Origin of the sequence: Helicobacter cetorum (assembly GCF_900198405.1) — a bacterium.
GTDB lineage: Bacteria > Campylobacterota > Campylobacteria > Campylobacterales > Helicobacteraceae > Helicobacter > Helicobacter cetorum_C.
This window is the reverse complement of sequence record NZ_FZMR01000003.1, coordinates 1-17,019: the sequence shown is the minus strand read 5'-3', so window position 1 is coordinate 17,019 and position 17,019 is coordinate 1. Positions and strand designations below refer to the sequence as shown.

Here is a 17,019-nt window from a genome sequence, read left to right as displayed (position 1 = left end):
ATTTTTGCTAGAATAGATCAAAAGATTTAAAATTGGAGAATCTACTTGTTAAGATATGCAGAATTTTGTACAGGTATTGGTGGTTTTAGAAAAGGTATAGAAAAATCTAAATTAAATGCTGTATGTGTTTATAAAAATGAAAAGAACCTAGAATGCGAAAAAACATACCAATATAATTTTAGAGAGAGTTTTGATAGCCATGATATTTTTGATGTTTCAGAAAAAAATATTCCAGCTATAGATATGCTATGTGCTGGTTTTCCTTGTCAATCTTTTAGTATAGCTGGAAAACAAAAAGGGTTTAATGATAGTAGAGGAACAGTTTTTTTTAAATTAGAATCAATTATTAAAGAAAAAATGCCCAAAATTGTATTCTTAGAAAATGTCCCCAATTTAAAAACACATGACAGAGGAAAAACTTTTTCCATTATCAAACAATCACTTGAAAATATAGGATATAATTTTTTTTATGATATTTTAAATAGTGCATATTTTGGCATACCACAAAAAAGACCGAGATTATTTATTGTTGCCTTAAGAAAAGATATCGCTGTAAATCATTTTTATTTCACAAAAGATAACGGCAAAAGAGCTGTTTTAAAAGATATTTTAATCAGAGATAATCATGTCGACATGGACATAAATGTATCGGACAAATGGCAGACATACATAGATTTATACACTGGAAAGATAGATATAAATGATATTGATTTTGAATTACCTAAAACAAGAATAAAACTTGAGCGAAAATCAAAAAACGCAAATCTTAAGGATTGTATTTTTCAAATACGCTCAAGTGGTATAAGGGCATATTCGCTTGATGAACAATACCCAACATTTGCGGTAAGTGTAAGTGGTGGTGGAGCAATGATACCTGTTTTGTCAAAGCAAAGACGCCATTTATCTGTTAACGAAATTAAACTGCTTATGGGTTTTCCAAAGGATTATGATTTTCCTATCAATGTTTCTAGAACAAATCAAATCAAACAACTATCCAACGCTGTATGCCCACCAGTAATTGAATCAATCGCAAATGATATATATGATTCTATTTATTATTCTTAGTTATTCTGTCTGAAATGTTCTCTTTAGTTGGTTTGATTATTTTTTGTTTCTCTGGACAAACTAACGCACAAGTGTCATCGCATTTTTCAAAGCAAATAAAACATATTTGTCTTTTACACTTATTGCAATAATGACATAATGCTTGATAATTAGATATAGAATTTTGACCACCTCTATCAATAGGAATACGATGGTCAATTTCAATTTTAACTCTATCTTTAGCAAATGTTGTGGGAAGAATAATCTCACGCAACAAAGCACCACAAATATTACAAAGATAACCTTGTTGCTTTAAAATAATTTCTTTATCTAACTTTCCAATGGATATACGAGTATTTTTGACATTGACATTAAATAGTAATTCATGATCATTTTTTGAAAGCACATATTTTCTATTCCCACTAAGACCTTCAGCTCTAACGCAAGAAAACCCCTCTTCAGTCCATAATTCGCTAAATGGCTTATTAGCATCTCCATATCTTTCTTGTATCCAATCACTAGGAATTTTATTTTTTAATATCTGCTTGATAGTTTGCAAACGATCATTTGTTCCTGTCAAATCCTCTTCGGAACAAATCTCATATTTTATTAAAAGCAAAAGTCCAACAATAGCTCTTCTTTTTATAACCCAAATTATTCTGCCATCATTAAATAAAATATCATAACCTTTATCGTATAATTTGGTTTTATGAATTGATGCAATATTTTCAAGCTCAAGCAACCCTTAATATCCTTAAAATAAAATCTATCTTATCCCCACTATAGAGAAACTTCTTATCCTTAAAAAACTCGGTTTTTATTCGGTCTTTTAGAGTTTCTTCATTAAGGGTTATCAGTTTTTCAATCATTTGCTTTTAAGGGTTTTCAAATAATACTCATAAGCTTCTTTAATGCCCTGTTCTAAAGTGATTTCTAATTCCCATTTTAAAGCCTTTTGTTTGGAGATATCCATAAGCTTTTGTTGCATGCCCACTGGTTTGGATAAGTCTTTAACAAATTCGCCTTTATAATCTAACACAAGAGCGACCATTTTGTAATACTCTTCAATAGTGTAATCTATGCCAGAGCCTACATTCATTACGCTAGGAATTTCAGCGATATTTTCATAAGCTAGGGCGATGAATTTGGCTAAATCTTTAGCGTTTAGATACTCTCTTCTAGCACTGCCATCCCCCCACATAGTAAATTCTTTTTCGCCCTTTAGTTTGGCTCTATGCATTCTAGCAATAAGACCTGGTATCATATGAGCTACGCCTTCTTCAAACTTGTCAAACTCGCCATAGAGATTGCAAGGCACTAAGGTTTTATAAAACACGCTTAATTCATGGCTCACATATTCGCAATACTTCATCACAGAGAGTTTAGCTAAAGCGTAGCCTTCATTCGTGGGCTCTAAAGAGCCATTGAGTAAATCGCTCTCTTTTAAAGGGTTAGGAGCGTATTTTGGATAGGCACAAGAGCTTGCTAAATTGATTGCCTTTTTAACCCCACAATTGATAGCACTAGAAAAGAGATTTAAACCCATAAACATGTTCTCTAGCATATAAGTTGAAAGGGCGTTCATGTTTGCTACAATGCCCCCCACTCTTCCAGCACAATGGATTATCCCTGTGGGCTTGTGTTTTTCTAAATAGGCTTGGATATTGTCTTTATCTAATAAATCTAATTCGCTTTTTTTAGGGGTTAGTAAAGTAATATTAGGCTTATTTTTTTTAAAATACAAAGCGGTGTTTTGCCCCACCATCCCATAAGCACCGGTGATTAAAATGATTTCATTCATAAAAATTCCTTAAGGTATAGCCCCCTTCTTGTAAGTAAAGGCTTTTTTGACATTCTTTTAAATCATGCTCTAGCATGTCCTTGACTAATTCTTTTAAATCGTATTCTCTCACCCAGCCTAGCTCTCTCTCAGCCTTAGTTGGGTCGCCTAAGAGTAAATCCACTTCTGTGGGTCTAAAATAGCGTTCATCTATACGCACCACAATTTGATTTATTTTTAAATGGCTTAAATCTAAATTTAAAGCGTTTGCTCTTTTTTCATCAATGCTTTTAATTAAAGCGATTTCTTTAATGCCTGTATTTTGAAATTCTAGTTCTATACCGATAAATTCAAAACTCATTTTCACAAAATCACGCACGCTTGTAGTCTTCCCTGTAGCAATCACATAATCTTGTGGGGCTTTTGCTTGGAGCATTAAATGCATCATTTTCACATAATCTTTGGCATGCCCCCAGTCTCTTTTGGCGTCTAAATTCCCTAAATACAAGCAATCATTTAAGTTATACGCCATAGCACTTACAGCTCGCGTGATTTTACGGGTTACAAAAGTTTCGCCCCTTACCTTACTCTCATGGTTAAAGAGTATGCCATTAACGGCGAATAAGTTATAGGCCTCTCTGTAATTTTTAGTGATGTAAAAGGCATACATTTTAGCGACCGCATAGGGGCTTCGTGGGTTAAAGGGGGTGTTTTCATTTTGTGGGGTTTCTAAGACTTCGCCATATAATTCACTCGTGCTTGCTTGATAAAATCTAGTCTTTTTCTCTAAGCCTAAAATCCGCATGGCTTCTAAAATCCTAAGCGTTCCGATTCCATCAGCGTTTGCGGTGTATTCGGGGGTTTCAAAAGAAACTTTGACATGACTTTGAGCGGCTAGATTGTAAATTTCTGTAGGCTTTGTGGTAGCGATTAAATGAATGAGATTAGAAGAATCAGTCATATCTCCATAGTGTAAGAAAAAGCGCCTTTTTTGTTCGCTATGCAAATCTTCATATAAGTGGTCAATCCTAGAAGTATTAATGCTAGAAGAGCGTCTTTTTAGTCCATGCACTTCATAGCCAAGATTTAGCAAATATTCGGCTAGATAGCTCCCATCTTGCCCGGTAATTCCGGTGATTAAGGCGATTTTTTCTTTCATTTATTCTCCTTTTGTCTGTTAAAATCATCATCAATCCTTATAATATCATCTTCGCCGACATACTCGCCCACTTGAACTTCTATAATAACTAAAGGAATTTTGCCATAATTAGCTAGGCGGTGTAGAGTATTTTTGGGTATATAAGTGGATTCATTAGCTTGTAATTCAAAAGTTTTATTATCTAACTCCACACTTGCCATCCCGCTAATGACTACCCAGTGTTCGCTCCTGTGAAAATGCTTTTGTAAAGAAAGCCTAGCATTAGATTTAACTTCTAAAATCTTAACCTTATAATTAGGGCTATCATTTAAGACTTCATAACTCCCCCAAGGGCGATAGACTTTAGTGTGGGCTTGTAGTAATTCTTTATTATGTTGTTCTATTTCGCCTACCAAAGCTTTTAAATCCTTAGATTTGTCTTTATGAGCGATTAAAAGAGCGTCTTTAGTGTCAATTATGGCTAAATTCTCAACGCCTAAAAGAGCCGTCGTTTTATTAGAAAACACTAAATTATTCGCACTCTCTTTAGCAAAAATAGGCGTTTGGCTTAAATTAGCGTTAATTTCTTTGTCATTAGCCACTTCTTTAGAAAGAGCGTTGAAACTCCCTAAATCACTCCATTTAGCGTTTAATTCCACCATTTTGATTTTTTGACTTTGTTGCATTAAAGCAATATCAATACTCACATCTTCTAAATTTTGCATGCTTTCAGTGCTTAGGCGTGCAACTTTATTCTCAAAAAAATGCGAATTAGTTAGATTTTCAAACGCTTTCTCACACCCCTTTAAAATGCTAGGGGCATGTTTTTTTAATTCTTCTAAGAAAGTGCCTGCTTGAAAAATAAACATGCCACTATTGAAATAAAAATCCCCACTCTTTTGAAACTCTATCGCTTTTTCTAAACTCGGCTTTTCAATAAAACGCTTGACATCTAGGGCATTAGAGCTTTCAATATACCCAAACTCCGTATTTGGCTTTTCAATTCTAATACCAAAGGTAACTAAAAAACCTTGTTTAGCTAAATCAAGGGCTTTTTTGATAGCGTCTTCATACGCTTGAGCATCCTTAATCAAGTGGTCGCTTGGCGTAACAATGAGCAAATCTTCTTTATCACTCATTAAAGCACTTAGAGTAATGGCATTAGCGGTGTTTTTACTCAAACTCTCTAGTAAAAAACCCACCTTTTTATCTTTTGTCTCACTCCCCACTTCTTCTAGGGCTAAAAAATAATGTTGCTCGTTACATACGATAAGCGTTTCATCAACTAAGGGGGTGTTTCTTTTGAAACTTAATTCAAACAAGCTTTTGTCATTAAATAGCTTTAAAAATTGCTTAGGGTATAGGCTACGGCTTAAGGGCCATAGGCGTTTGCCACTCCCCCCACTCAATAAAATATTTTTAATCATGCATTCTCTTTTTGATTTTTAAAAACTTAATTATAGCGTTTCTACTTCAAAAACTCCGCTAGGATTTCATTACTTCTAGGCATAGGAAAAAAGATGTCCGTATTAGGCGAGATGAATACTCTACTCCCTTCTCTAATGACTACAATGGGGGCGATTTTGCTCTTGTCTCTTAAAATTTGATTGATAACTTGATTAATCCCTGTGCCACTTTGTCTCATCATTTGCATTAAGAGATAATCCCCAAAGAAATTCGTTGTGTCTTCTTTATTGCCCTTGTTGTTTAAAGCAGAAGTTAAGCCTATCAATAAGCCATTAGTAAGCGTAGAGAGAAGTAAGGGCATGCCATAGCGTTGGAAATTCCTTTCAATAAGTTCCCCCACTAAGCCATTATAGCCTTTAATATCCGCTCCCTTAGCGTTAGCGAGCATGATATTTATGCCATGGGGTGTGATAATCCTAGTCCATACAATATCTAGGCGGTATTCCCCCATTTTATTATTGTTATTGTAATAACCTATGACTTTAGAGCCTTTAGGAATAAGCACCGCTCTTCCCATGTTCGCAAAAACATCGCTCTCCGTTTGCGCGATGACCTTACCAGCGATTTGACTAGAAATGGGCGTGATTAAAAAGGCTGGTATCATTTTATCTGCGGTAATTGTGCGTAAAAGCTTGTTTTCATTCGTGGCGATGTCTTTTTCTTTCAAATTAGTAAAACTATCTATGCCTTGAGAAGTATCTATAGGAAAAATAAGGTTTTCTTCATAGTTTTTAGGGCTTTCTTCAAAGGGGGTTATGCGAGAGGCTAATAAATCTAATTGCTCTAAAGAAAGGTCTCTTTTAGAGTGGTTTGTTTTTGTAGGGGGTTTTGTGAAATCTTTTGGAATTTCTTTGTTAGGGGGGCTGATTTTTTGAGAGTTTAGAGTTTTTAGAGCAACTTCTAATTGTTGTTGTAAGGCTTTTATAGTAGCGTCTTTGGAGCCATCTTTGTTAGCTTGGTTTGAATTTTGAGTGAAAATATAGTCGCCTAAGGGGTATTTCACTTCATCATCGCTTAAAAGATTTGGCTTTAATGGGGCTTTTGGTTTTTGATGATAAATTAAAGAAGTAGCCATAATCACTACAAAACCCCCTACAAAAATAAGCACCCCTTTAAGCCATTTATTCATTGTTGAGCCTTAAAACGGATACACAGATAATCTTTGCCTTGTCTTAAAGTCCATTTACTTGAAACATCTTCAGCGATAATGTAATCGCCTACAATTCTAGTATTCACAGGGTTATCATAGCCATCAACGACTTTATAAAGAACCGGAAATTTAGAAGACGCTAATTTTTTGTCAAATTTAAAATAAGTGAAGTGTTTGTCATTAAAAATTTCTTTAGGCATTAATGAGAGATGAGATTTTTTAGAGCATAGCCACAAGCAATACCATTTTCTTTGAGAGCTTTTTAAGGCTACATAGCCTTTTTTAATGTCTTGTTTAATGATTCTCATAGAATTAGTGCTATCGCCGATAGTCAGCGTGTCTTCTTCTAATGCTTTTGTTTCTTTAAGGGGGTTTTCTTTAGGGGTATTTTTAGGAACATTTTCAAGGATATTTTCTTTCTTTAAAAAAGCGTTAGCGTAGTAGTTCTTATCTTCTATATAGACTTGTAAATTAGGGTGTTTAGAACTGGTAAAGGTGGTAGAAAACACATAGAAAGAAAAAATCTTGCCTTCATTATCAATCACACTAATATTAGAATCCACACCGATTTGTAAAGGCTTAATCAATAAAATTCGCTCATTACTTTCTAAGATTTTGGCATTAAAGCCTACCTTATCTCCTAATACAAAATCTTTAATAGGCTTTTTGAAAAACAATAAAGTTGCCATTGCGTAACGCAAACGGATTTTATAGGTTTGCCCTTGAAGATAATCAATATTCAAAGTGTTAGACATTTTTGAGCGGTTTTTATCAAAAAAGCTGTTTTGAATGGCGTTTAAATCTTGCATGGGGTGGTTTAAATTTGGGGCTTTTATATTAGATTCTTCTATAAACTCATCAGCTTTTATTAGGCTAAAAACTAGCATTAAGCTTAATAAGAAATTCCGCATTAATCATTCCTATTTGTAGGCGTGATTTCTGTAATGCTATAACGAGTGATTTTAAAACCGGTAGGGTTTTTAGGCATAGAAGTGTAATCAAACTCAGGGGTGTCAAACATATAGCTTAGCACGATTTTATAACGCTTTTCATATACGAGCTTATTTTCATTCATAAGTTTTGCTACAATAGACACGCTTGCGATAGGGTTATTATCTTGCTGATAAATCGCAATGTTTATAATATGGACTTCTCTTTCTAAATGGCTCTGTGCGTAAATGCTGTTTTTTGTTTTAATCAAATCTTCAAAGCGTTGCCACACTTTAGCACCACTTTGTAATCGCACTAATTCATAGCGAGACTTATCATCAATGCGATTAATACTCTCTCTATTTAGCACATACGCCCCAATGAGCGAACGCACTAAAGCTTCGTTATTAGAAATGCTTTTATCCGCTCTTTGAATAATGGCATAATGCTTATCTTGATTTAAAAAATCTACAAAATGATGTTCGGTTTTTTGTAAGGGTAAAAGGCTAATTAAAACAATAGCTAAGATAAGAGCGATAAAACTCATTAGACCTAAGAGTTTGTAAGCAATTTTTAGGCGGTTTCTCTCTAGTCTAAACACGCTTTGTATATCTAAATCATTCACACAAAAACTAGAGAGTTTGCTTTCTAAATGCTTTTCTTGAGAATTTAAAAGCTCTTCTAAACAGGCTAATTGCTCGCTATTAAAAGGCTTTTCTTTCATGCAAGACTCAGTGGTTTTTCATAGAACGCACAAGGGCTTTTTTTCATTTCATGCACCTTGCTGGAGCAACCTAACAAAATAAGCCCAAGAATAACAAAAAAAATTTTCATTAACTTCTCGTTTGTTTAAATTTCATCTTGTGGCTTTATTGTATCCTTTTTAACCTTTTTTTGCTTGAAATTGGGGATTTTTACATCTAATGGAGTGGTTTCTACCTTAAAAATGGGGGAATGCGTTTCTTTTTCTTTGGAAACACTTCCGGTTGTTGAGTGAGAAATATTTGATGGAGTGCTTATGTATCGCAACGAATTAAGGGCGTTTTGATTGAGATTTATGCCTAAATTGGTGGCGAGCTTGTAAGTCTCTTTAAGGCTGTTTTGCACTCTAAAAAGAGTGTTGATGAAAAAAGGCACGCCTATAATTAATGCACAGCACAAAAATAACGCCACCACTAATAAAAGGCTTAAGTCTTGTTGTTCTTGCATATGGGCTTTCATTAAAGCCTGAGTAACTGACACATTCAAAAACCCTACCACTAACATAAAAGGCTTGTAAAATCCAAGGGCTAAGCATTTTTTAAGACACATACTCAAAACGCTTCGCCATGATTTGAAAAACCCAAAAGCTAAAAGTAATACCCCTAAAGAACACCACACATGCACTTCTAAATAAACCAAGATAATGATTGCAAACAGCACGCTTAAAAAAAGAGCTTGCAAAACGCTTAAAATGAGCCAAACGCCCATTTCTTTGTGGCTCAAATCACTGATAAAACTAAGAGCATAAAAACCATGATTGAAAATAAAATCTATTGAAAGCGTGTAATCTGAAAAAGTTGCCAAGCTTTGAGTTAGGGCTTGTGTAAGCATATTAGGTAAGATAAAAATAGCGTTTTGAAAAAATTCATAAAAATGCATGGGATTTTTTAAAGCATAATTAAAGAGTGCAAAAAATCCCACAAACAACAACGCTTCTAAAAGTGTGCTAGAGCTGAATAAATTCTGTTCTTTTAAACTTTTATAAGCAAAGAGCATGAACGCCAAAGCCACCACGCTGTTAAAGACAAATTGTGCATGTAAAGTGTAGAGAAAAAACTCAGCAAAACGCCCTAAAATCGCCGTAAGCGGTGCGATAAACCAAGAAAGGATAATCTCATAAGCGTCGTTTTTCATCAACGAATTTTGATATAGAACTCAAAGCCTTTACGCATAATCAATAATTCAATTTTAGGTGAGCTAAACGCTCTTCTTAAAGCCTTTTGATTAAACGCCACGTCCTTACGATTCACCCATAAAATCCTATCGCCAAGCCTTAAGACATTCAAGCCTTTGGGTAAATGCTTGCCGATTTGAGTGATAGTGAAGTGCTTGTCTAAAACAATGTCATAACGCTCCAAAAAAGTATCCTTGAGTAAAAAGCCCCCATAACGCTTATTGACTTTGACTACGACTTCTTTCACTTTATGGTTTCGCTTGATTTTTACTTTCGCAAGGCTTTGGTATTTAAGATTACTCACCACCCATTCAAACTCTGCATGCGAATGGATTTTTCTATCATTAATGGCTATAATCTCATCATTTTTTAAAAAAGGGTTTTTAGGAAAAAAGGGGTCAAATTGCTCCACGATTAAACGCTTGCTTTTTTCATCTAAACGCACCCCTATATCGCCATAATACGGCTCTTTTTGATTCAAAAACCGCTTGATAAACTTCGTTTCAATAAAGCCATTCCCCCCCACACCTAAACCTAACATTTGATAGCAAATATTGCTAATCACACCATTTTTTTGTGTTTTTTGTGAGATGTGAGCGTAGTGGCTATAGCCTTTTTGTTTGAAAAGTAATTGTGCTTGCGAAACTTGAGTAGCCCCCACACTAGCCATAGGTCTTATTAGGGCGTTTTTATCTAAATCCCTTAATTCATAAGCATACTTACTTGGCGTGCTTTGTAATAAATATAACCCTATAAAAGGGTCGGTTTTAATCACTTTAGCATGCGTAGGATAAGTTGTAGAATAGTATAAATACACGCCCTTAGGCAATTCTTTTAAAGCCACGCCCCCATTTTTAAGGCTAGATTCTTTAAAAAAGGCTTGACAATGCTTAAAATCATAAGCCCATAAGCCATTAAAAAAAACAATAAAAGCGATTAAAATCTTATTGATTATCAAAATTTTCCAAGATTGCCTAGCATGTTAAAGGCTAAGTTTTTTCTGTTTTCTTCTATGTTTTTATACCCCTCATTTAAGGCACTCATCAAATAAATTTGCATAGCTTCCTTATCTTCTAATAAGCTATCATCAATTTGCAAATCCACTAATTCCCCCACACCATTAAAACTCACGCTCACCATTCCCCCACCGCTTTTTGAAGTGTAAATGGTGTCCTTAGTTTTTTCTTCTAATTGAGAAAACTCTTTTTTAACTCCATCTAGTAACCCACTCAATTGACTAAAATCCATGCTTATTCCTTATTTTTCTAAAATTTCATTATTTTCATTCACTAGCACAATGTGTGGCTTGTGCGTTCTAATTTCATCTTCACTCATGCTCGCATAAGCGATAATAATGATAACATCGCCTATAGCGACCTTTCTAGCCGCTGCACCATTCACACAAATTTCTCCCCTTTTTTTTCCTAAAATCACATAGGTGCTAAAGCGTTCGCCATTATTGACATTCACAATTTCTACTTTCATACCTTCTTTGAGTTTTGCAAGCTTAGCCAAACTCTCATCTATGGTAATTGAGCCTACATAATTGAGATTTGCATCTGTAATTCTAGCCCTATGAATTTTGCTATAAAGCATTTCAAAAGTCATTTTCTTTCACCTTTTGTGTGTGTTTGATTTCTTTTAAAATCAATTGATTTTTTTCTAGTAAGCAAGTGATTTTACAAGGTTTTTTAAATGATTGTAAGAGTAATATATCGCTTAGCTTCGTTTTGATTTCATCATGAATGATTTTTTTAATTTCTCTAGCTCCTAAAGTCGTTTGATAGCTCTTTTGTGCGATAAATTTCAAAACTTCTTTATGAAACTTTAAGACTATGTTTTGCTCTAACACTAGGGCTTTTAATTTGTCTAATTCCACCAAAACAATTTGTTCAAAATCCTGTAAACTAAGCGGATTAAATGGCACAATCGCATCAATTCTAGAGCGTAATTCTGGGGTTAGAAACTCTTTTATAGCTCTATCATACTTGGTGTTTTTAGTGCCAAAAAATCCTAGCGTGTCCTTATCTTGACTCCCAATATTTGAAGTCATAATTAAAATAACATGCTTAAAACTCGCCTTATTGCCTAAATTATCGCTCAAAGTGGCATTATCCATAACTTGCAACAACAAATCATACACATCAGCGTGGGCTTTTTCTATTTCATCTAAAAGCAACACACAATGGGGGTGTTTCTTAAGGGCGTTCACTAAAAGCCCCCCTTGTTCAAAACCCACATAACCACTAGGACTGCCAATAAGTTTAGAAACGCTATGAGGCTCTTTATATTCGCTCATATCAAAGCGTTCAAAATGCAAATTCAAATTTAGGGCTAGTTCTTTAGCCAATTCTGTTTTTCCTACCCCACTAGGCCCTACAAACAAAAAACTTCCCATAGGTTTATTAGCTTGAGACAAACCACAATATTGAATTTTAATCGCATTGCTAACCACTTCAACAGCTTTATTTTGAGAAAAAATCTTATTTTTAAGCGATTTTTCTAAATTTCTTAGAAGAGCTTTTTTGTCGCTACTTAAACGAGCTTTAGGAATTTTAAGCTTACTAGCTAAAACTTCTTGAATATCATTAGCATTCACTTTCTTGCTATTTTTGAGTGCCATTTTTTTCTTTGCACCCACTTCATCTAGTAAATCAATCGCCTTATCAGGCAAAAATTTATCATGCATATAGTAGCTAGTCAAATCTACGCATGCTTTAATAGCATTTTCATCATAACGCACTTGATGATGCTCTTCATAAAGGGGGGCAAGTTGTTTTAAAATAGAGTAGCACACTTCTTTGGAAGGCTCTTCAATATTCACGATAGAAAAACGCCTGCTAAAGGCTTTGTCTTTCTCAAAAGTGTTGCGGTATTCTTCAAAAGTGGTCGCCCCCATGCATTTCAAACTCCCATCAGTTAAAACCGGCTTTAAAATATTAGCCGCATCTAAGCTCCCAGAAGTGCTAGAACCTGCTCCTAAAATCGTATGGATTTCATCAATAAATAAAATAGCATTAGGGCTTTTTTTAATTTCTTTAAGCACTTTTTTCAAGCGTTTTTCAAAATCCCCCCTGTATTTTGCCCCAGCCACCATTAAAGCTAAATCTAAAGAAAAAATCTCACAATCATGCAAAAAACTAGGTGCTTGCTTGTTAAAAATAGCTAAGGCTAGACCCTCAGCAATAGCGGTTTTTCCTACACCTGCTTCGCCAATTAAAAGCGGATTATTCTTTTTTCTACGCCCTAAAATCTCTATAACCCTTAAAATCTCATTTTCACGCCCAATCACTGGGTCTAGGGCATTATTCTTAGCTAGAGCACTTAAATTCTTGGTGTATTTTTCCAAAGCCTCTTTCTTACTTTGCTCTTCTTTAAAAATAAAGGGTATAGCATTTTTGCTTAAATACAAACGAGTGATTCCAAAACTAGCCATAACTTTTGAGGCATAGCAATCTTCTTCTTCTAAAATAAAGATGAGTAAATCCTCTATTAAAACCTCTTCTGTGCGGCTCACTTTTGCATGCATTTTATGGAACACTTCCATTAAAACAAAACTTCTATCTGGCACTTTTGCCAAATCATTCTTTAAAGGCACATATTGCAACAAGTAATCTTTAAGGATCTGCCCCATTTTATAATAATCATTTTCTTCTAAAGCATTGAAAATCTTTTCCCCACTCTCATGCTCTAAAATCGCTAACAATAAATGCTCCGTAGTGCAAAGGGCATGGTTAAAATCTAGGGCTATGTTTAAGGCATGAGTAATGATTTCATTGAGAGTTTGGCTTAAATTATAAGGCATTATTTTATCTCCTCTACGATGAGTTGCAAAGGAAAATTTAAAGCCTTAGCTTTTTCTCTCACGCATTGTGCCTTGTATTCTGCAATATCATAAGGATAGATGCCACAAACCCCTTCGCCATCATGATGAATGCTTAGCATAATATTTTGAGCCTCTTCTAGGGGCTTATCAAAAAACTCTCTTAAAACAGAAACCACAAAATCCATGGTTGTATAATGGTCATTAAGCATTAACACTTGAGACATCTTAGGGGTAGGAATTTTATAAAGCACAGAAGTATCTGTAGGAGTTTTAAGCTCTGGGATTAAGGATTCAAAAAACTCATGAACTTGTTTCAAACGCATAAAATACTCTCTTATTTTTATTTGGCAACCATAATAGGAATAGGAGACTGCTCAATAAAGCGGTTTTGATGCGATCCAAACAGACGATACAATAAATTAGATTCGCTCGCCCCAATTAGCAATAAATCATAGTCCTTAGCCATGCCTAAAACCACATCAATAGGCTCGCCACTCTTTAGCACGCTTTCACAAGCAATGCCCTCTTTTTCAAAAAGAGTGCTAAACTCTTGCAATAGAGTGCTTGCCTTTTCTTCCTCTAAGGCCTCGGTTGTGCCATAATCCATCATTCCATTATCCGCATAAATAAACACTTCCATGCTTACATGCAATAGAGTAAAACGCACGCTTTTGAGCGAATGAGCCAACTTGATTGCAGACTTCACAGCGTTACGGCATTCTTGAGTGTCGCTAATACCAAACAAAATGTTCATAAGACCACCCTCAAAATATTAAATGATTGCCATTATAGCAAAATATCCTCAAACTAAAATTTACGCTAACATTCAAGCTAAATTCAATTAAAGGAAGTTCCAACAATGCTATTTATAAGTGCGACCAATACGAATGTGGGTAAAACCGCTTGTGCGAGATTACTCGCTAAATATGGCAATTCAATAGGTATTAAAACGATTTTATTAAAGCCTATTGAAACAGGCATAAAACCATTTGATAAATCAAGTGATGCTCATTTATTCTTACAAGACAACCGCCTTTTAGATAACTCTTTGAAATTGCAAGATATTTCCTTTTATCGTTACACTAAAGCTTGTGCTCCACTCATCGCCCAACAAGAAGAGGATAAAAACACCCCCATTGATACAGATAGTCTTATTAAACGCATTCAAAGTTTCAAAAAAGATTATGATTTAGTGGTAGTTGAAGGGGCTGGGGGATTATGTGTGCCTACTACCTTAAAAGAAAGCATGCTAGATTTAGCCCTAAAATTAAAGGCTAAAATACTTTTAATTAGCCATGATAATTTAGGCTTAATCAATGATTGCTTATTGAATGACTATCTTTTAAAATCTCAAAAATTAGATTATAGAATCGCTATCAATCTAAGAGAGAGTAATACCCCTATTTTTGAAAGCGTGAGTTTGCCCTACATTAAGCTTTTTAACAAGCATTCTAATAACCCCATCATGATTTTTCAAAAAAGCCTAAAAGAATTAATGGATTTTGCTATCAAACCACTTACGCACTGAACGCACGCCAATGAATAACCCTCCCAATAACAACACATATAAAATCCAGCTAAAAATAGGTTTAGAAATCTCATTTTCATCACTCAATGGCTTGATACTAACCACATTAGGAAATTCATCAAGCAAATTGATTCGCCACCCATAATATTTCACTTCCACACGCTGATTAACTAAACTTTGAGCTAGGGCTGAAATATCAGCGGAATTAAATTTGAAATAAAAAGGAAAGCCAAAGCGAGTGTCCTCGTTGCGAAAAACCCTCACATGTTTTTTATCATTAGAGGCGTAAGTCTGCACAAAATACACATCTCTAGTAGGGCCTTTAGGCACATGAGACTTATTAACCAAGCCATTTTTATCCATTCTTTTTACTTCCACCCCACTTATTACAACCGCCTTATAATGAGGCATAAAATAACTCACGCATACTATAAGCACTAAAAAAATGGTTGCTAGGATTGATAAGACTAAATTACGCACAATTTTCATTACTATTCCTTATTTTTGAAGTGTTAGATATTGTAGCAAAACTCTTAAATCTAATGCCAAAATCATGACAATTATAAAAATCAAAAAATAATATACAACTCAAGTCTTTATAAGAATGCTAGGTTATAACCTTTTGATTAACTACCCTATCTGCAGAATAAATAAAAAGAGCCAAACAACACTTATTGTTAATCTTTTCATTTTTTATATGTTTTATAAAATTTTAATACGAAACAAAAAGATTAAAAAGGTATAAAAAGAAAAGATAGAATGCAAAAAGACACTTAAAGAGCAAGTGTCTTTTTAGAAAATTACATGCATTCAATCATCACATCAGCAAATTCAGAGCATTTAACTTCAGTAGCTCCATCCATTAAGCGAGCAAAATCATAAGTTACTTTCTTACTCTTAATCGCTTTTTCCATAGAAGATACGATTAAATCAGCCGCTTCTACCCAACCCATATGCCTTAACATCATTTCTGCACTTAAAATAATAGACCCCGGATTAACCTTATCAAGTCCGGTGTATTTAAGAGCAGTGCCATGCGTTGCTTCAAACATGCCCACTGTATCATTGAGATTAGCTCCCGGAGCAATACCAATACCCCCAACCATTGCTGCTAAGGCATCAGAAATATAATCCCCATTCAAATTCATGGTAGCAATCACGCTATATTCAGCCGGGCGTAATAAGATTTGTTGCAAGAACGCATCAGCAATCATATCTTTTATGACGATTTCTTTACCGGTTTTTGGGTTTTTCAATGAACACCATGGACCGCCATCAATTTCTTTAGCACCAAATTCTTTTTGAGCTAGAGCATAACCCCAATTTCTAAACGCCCCCTCAGTAAACTTCATAATATTACCCTTATGCACGAAAGTTACGCTTGGCTTGTCATTATCAATGGCATATTCAATCGCTTTTCTTACCAATCTTTCTGTGCCTTCTTTACTAATAGGTTTAATACCTACACCACTACTCTCTGGAAAACGAATTTTTTTAACCTTCAATTCATCTTGTAAGAAATGAATGAGTTTTTTAGCTTCAGCACTACCTTGCGCCCATTCAATACCCGCATAAATATCTTCAGCATTTTCTCTAAAAATCACCATATCCACTTTTTGTGGCTCTTTTACGGGGCTTGGACTTCCATACCATCTCACAGGGCGTAAGCACACATACAAATCCATTTTTTGACGCAACGCCACATTTAGTGACCTAAACCCTTCACCAATAGGCGTAGTCAAAGGCCCTTTAATAGACACTTTGTAATGATTAATCGCATCAATAGTATCAGGGAGTAGCCATTGCTCTTCGGGGCTTAATTCTTTATGGTCTTTGAATTTGTTATAACATTTCTCGCCTACAAACACTTCATACCATGCGATTTTTTTCTCGCCCTTATAAGCTTTCTCTACCGCCTTATCAACCACCTTAATCATCGCTGGGGTAATATCAGAACCAATGCCATCGCCCTCAATAAAAGGGATAATAGGATGGTTTGGCACATGCAACTTGCCATTTTCAATCGTAATTTCTTCGCCCTCTGTGGGTTTAGATAAAAATCTAGGGTTATAAGCCATTAGAAATCCTTTAAAAGTGTAGTAACCCCATGATAGTATCACAAAATTTCAACCCAATATTTAATAATTTAGTCCATTCAAACTAAATTTTTACAAAATACCCCATTCTTTTAAGCCCTCACCTAAAAATTCACCACATAGT

General features: G+C 34.8%; 20 protein-coding genes. 2 read left to right on the top strand and 18 right to left on the bottom strand.

Annotated elements, in window-relative coordinates; genetic code table 11:
• Positions 1-45 precede the first annotated feature (45 nt).
• Entirely contained in the window at positions 46-1,065 is a 1,020-nt protein-coding gene (gene dcm, locus C6H25_RS01445; protein WP_199768908.1) for a DNA (cytosine-5-)-methyltransferase, read from the top strand.
• On the opposite strand, the gene C6H25_RS01440 is transcribed toward dcm, so the two are convergent.
• The 16 genes from C6H25_RS01440 to C6H25_RS01375 all read right to left on the bottom strand — a co-directional run bounded on the left by C6H25_RS01440 (position 1,049) and on the right by C6H25_RS01375 (position 14,025).
• Positions 1,049-1,786 (bottom strand): HNH endonuclease, encoded by a 738-nt coding sequence (locus C6H25_RS01440; protein WP_104747716.1) that lies wholly within the window; start codon positions 1,784-1,786, stop codon positions 1,049-1,051. The two genes, dcm and C6H25_RS01440, sit on opposite strands and share 17 nt — an antisense overlap.
• The gene (locus tag C6H25_RS08930) at positions 1,779-1,913 is read right to left on the bottom strand and encodes a hypothetical protein (RefSeq protein ID WP_267891805.1); all 135 of its coding nucleotides are present in this window, start codon (positions 1,911-1,913) and stop codon (positions 1,779-1,781) included. Before C6H25_RS08930 ends, C6H25_RS01440 begins: the two co-directional genes overlap by 8 nt.
• Positions 1,910-2,845 (bottom strand): GDP-L-fucose synthase family protein, encoded by a 936-nt coding sequence (locus C6H25_RS01435; protein ID WP_104747715.1) that lies wholly within the window; start codon positions 2,843-2,845, stop codon positions 1,910-1,912. Before C6H25_RS01435 ends, C6H25_RS08930 begins: the two co-directional genes overlap by 4 nt.
• Entirely contained in the window at positions 2,838-3,983 is a 1,146-nt protein-coding gene (gmd, locus tag C6H25_RS01430; protein WP_104747714.1) for a GDP-mannose 4,6-dehydratase, read from the bottom strand. The genes C6H25_RS01435 and gmd overlap by 8 nt, the downstream gene beginning before the upstream one ends.
• Entirely contained in the window at positions 3,980-5,389 is a 1,410-nt protein-coding gene (locus C6H25_RS01425; protein WP_104747713.1) for a mannose-1-phosphate guanylyltransferase/mannose-6-phosphate isomerase, read from the bottom strand. Before C6H25_RS01425 ends, gmd begins: the two co-directional genes overlap by 4 nt.
• Positions 5,390-5,430: 41 nt before the next feature.
• A complete protein-coding gene (locus tag C6H25_RS01420; protein ID WP_104747712.1) occupies positions 5,431-6,558 on the bottom strand; it encodes a DNA type IV secretion system protein ComB10 in 1,128 nt (375 codons plus the stop codon).
• Positions 6,555-7,490: a TrbG/VirB9 family P-type conjugative transfer protein gene (locus C6H25_RS01415; protein ID WP_104747711.1), complete on the bottom strand. Its 936-nt coding sequence runs from the start codon at positions 7,488-7,490 to the stop codon at positions 6,555-6,557. The genes C6H25_RS01420 and C6H25_RS01415 overlap by 4 nt, the downstream gene beginning before the upstream one ends.
• Positions 7,490-8,233: a type IV secretion system protein gene (locus C6H25_RS01410; protein ID WP_104747710.1), complete on the bottom strand. Its 744-nt coding sequence runs from the start codon at positions 8,231-8,233 to the stop codon at positions 7,490-7,492. Before C6H25_RS01410 ends, C6H25_RS01415 begins: the two co-directional genes overlap by 1 nt.
• The gene (locus C6H25_RS08700) at positions 8,230-8,343 is read right to left on the bottom strand and encodes a comB7 lipoprotein (protein WP_199768907.1); all 114 of its coding nucleotides are present in this window, start codon (positions 8,341-8,343) and stop codon (positions 8,230-8,232) included. The genes C6H25_RS01410 and C6H25_RS08700 overlap by 4 nt, the downstream gene beginning before the upstream one ends.
• A 15-nt stretch (positions 8,344-8,358) precedes the next feature.
• Positions 8,359-9,405, bottom strand: coding sequence for a P-type conjugative transfer protein TrbL (locus C6H25_RS01405; protein WP_104747709.1), 1,047 nt, complete (start codon positions 9,403-9,405; stop codon positions 8,359-8,361).
• Positions 9,405-10,400 (bottom strand): PDZ domain-containing protein, encoded by a 996-nt coding sequence (locus tag C6H25_RS01400; protein WP_104747750.1) that lies wholly within the window; start codon positions 10,398-10,400, stop codon positions 9,405-9,407. The genes C6H25_RS01405 and C6H25_RS01400 overlap by 1 nt, the downstream gene beginning before the upstream one ends.
• The gene (locus C6H25_RS01395; RefSeq protein ID WP_104747708.1) at positions 10,400-10,693 is read right to left on the bottom strand and encodes a YbaB/EbfC family nucleoid-associated protein; all 294 of its coding nucleotides are present in this window, start codon (positions 10,691-10,693) and stop codon (positions 10,400-10,402) included. The genes C6H25_RS01400 and C6H25_RS01395 overlap by 1 nt, the downstream gene beginning before the upstream one ends.
• A 9-nt stretch (positions 10,694-10,702) precedes the next feature.
• The gene (gene panD, locus C6H25_RS01390; RefSeq protein ID WP_104747707.1) at positions 10,703-11,053 is read right to left on the bottom strand and encodes an aspartate 1-decarboxylase; all 351 of its coding nucleotides are present in this window, start codon (positions 11,051-11,053) and stop codon (positions 10,703-10,705) included.
• Entirely contained in the window at positions 11,043-13,250 is a 2,208-nt protein-coding gene (locus C6H25_RS01385; RefSeq protein ID WP_104747706.1) for an AAA family ATPase, read from the bottom strand. Before C6H25_RS01385 ends, panD begins: the two co-directional genes overlap by 11 nt.
• A complete protein-coding gene (locus tag C6H25_RS01380) occupies positions 13,250-13,495 on the bottom strand; it encodes an ATP-dependent Clp protease adaptor ClpS (RefSeq protein ID WP_233707298.1) in 246 nt (81 codons plus the stop codon). Before C6H25_RS01380 ends, C6H25_RS01385 begins: the two co-directional genes overlap by 1 nt.
• Before the next feature lie 116 nt (positions 13,496-13,611).
• A complete protein-coding gene (locus C6H25_RS01375) occupies positions 13,612-14,025 on the bottom strand; it encodes a universal stress protein (protein WP_104747704.1) in 414 nt (137 codons plus the stop codon).
• 105 nt (positions 14,026-14,130) lie between these two features.
• Here C6H25_RS01375 and bioD point away from each other — a divergent pair, with 105 nt between their 5' ends.
• Entirely contained in the window at positions 14,131-14,799 is a 669-nt protein-coding gene (gene bioD, locus C6H25_RS01370; RefSeq protein WP_104747703.1) for a dethiobiotin synthase, read from the top strand.
• Here bioD and C6H25_RS01365 read toward each other — a convergent pair.
• Together C6H25_RS01365 and icd are read right to left on the bottom strand one after the other, a co-directional pair.
• Entirely contained in the window at positions 14,764-15,288 is a 525-nt protein-coding gene (locus tag C6H25_RS01365; RefSeq protein ID WP_104747702.1) for a DUF1523 family protein, read from the bottom strand. The genes bioD and C6H25_RS01365 overlap by 36 nt on opposite strands.
• Before the next feature lie 311 nt (positions 15,289-15,599).
• Entirely contained in the window at positions 15,600-16,877 is a 1,278-nt protein-coding gene (gene icd, locus C6H25_RS01360; protein ID WP_104747701.1) for an isocitrate dehydrogenase (NADP(+)), read from the bottom strand.
• Positions 16,878-17,019: the final 142 nt, after the last annotated feature.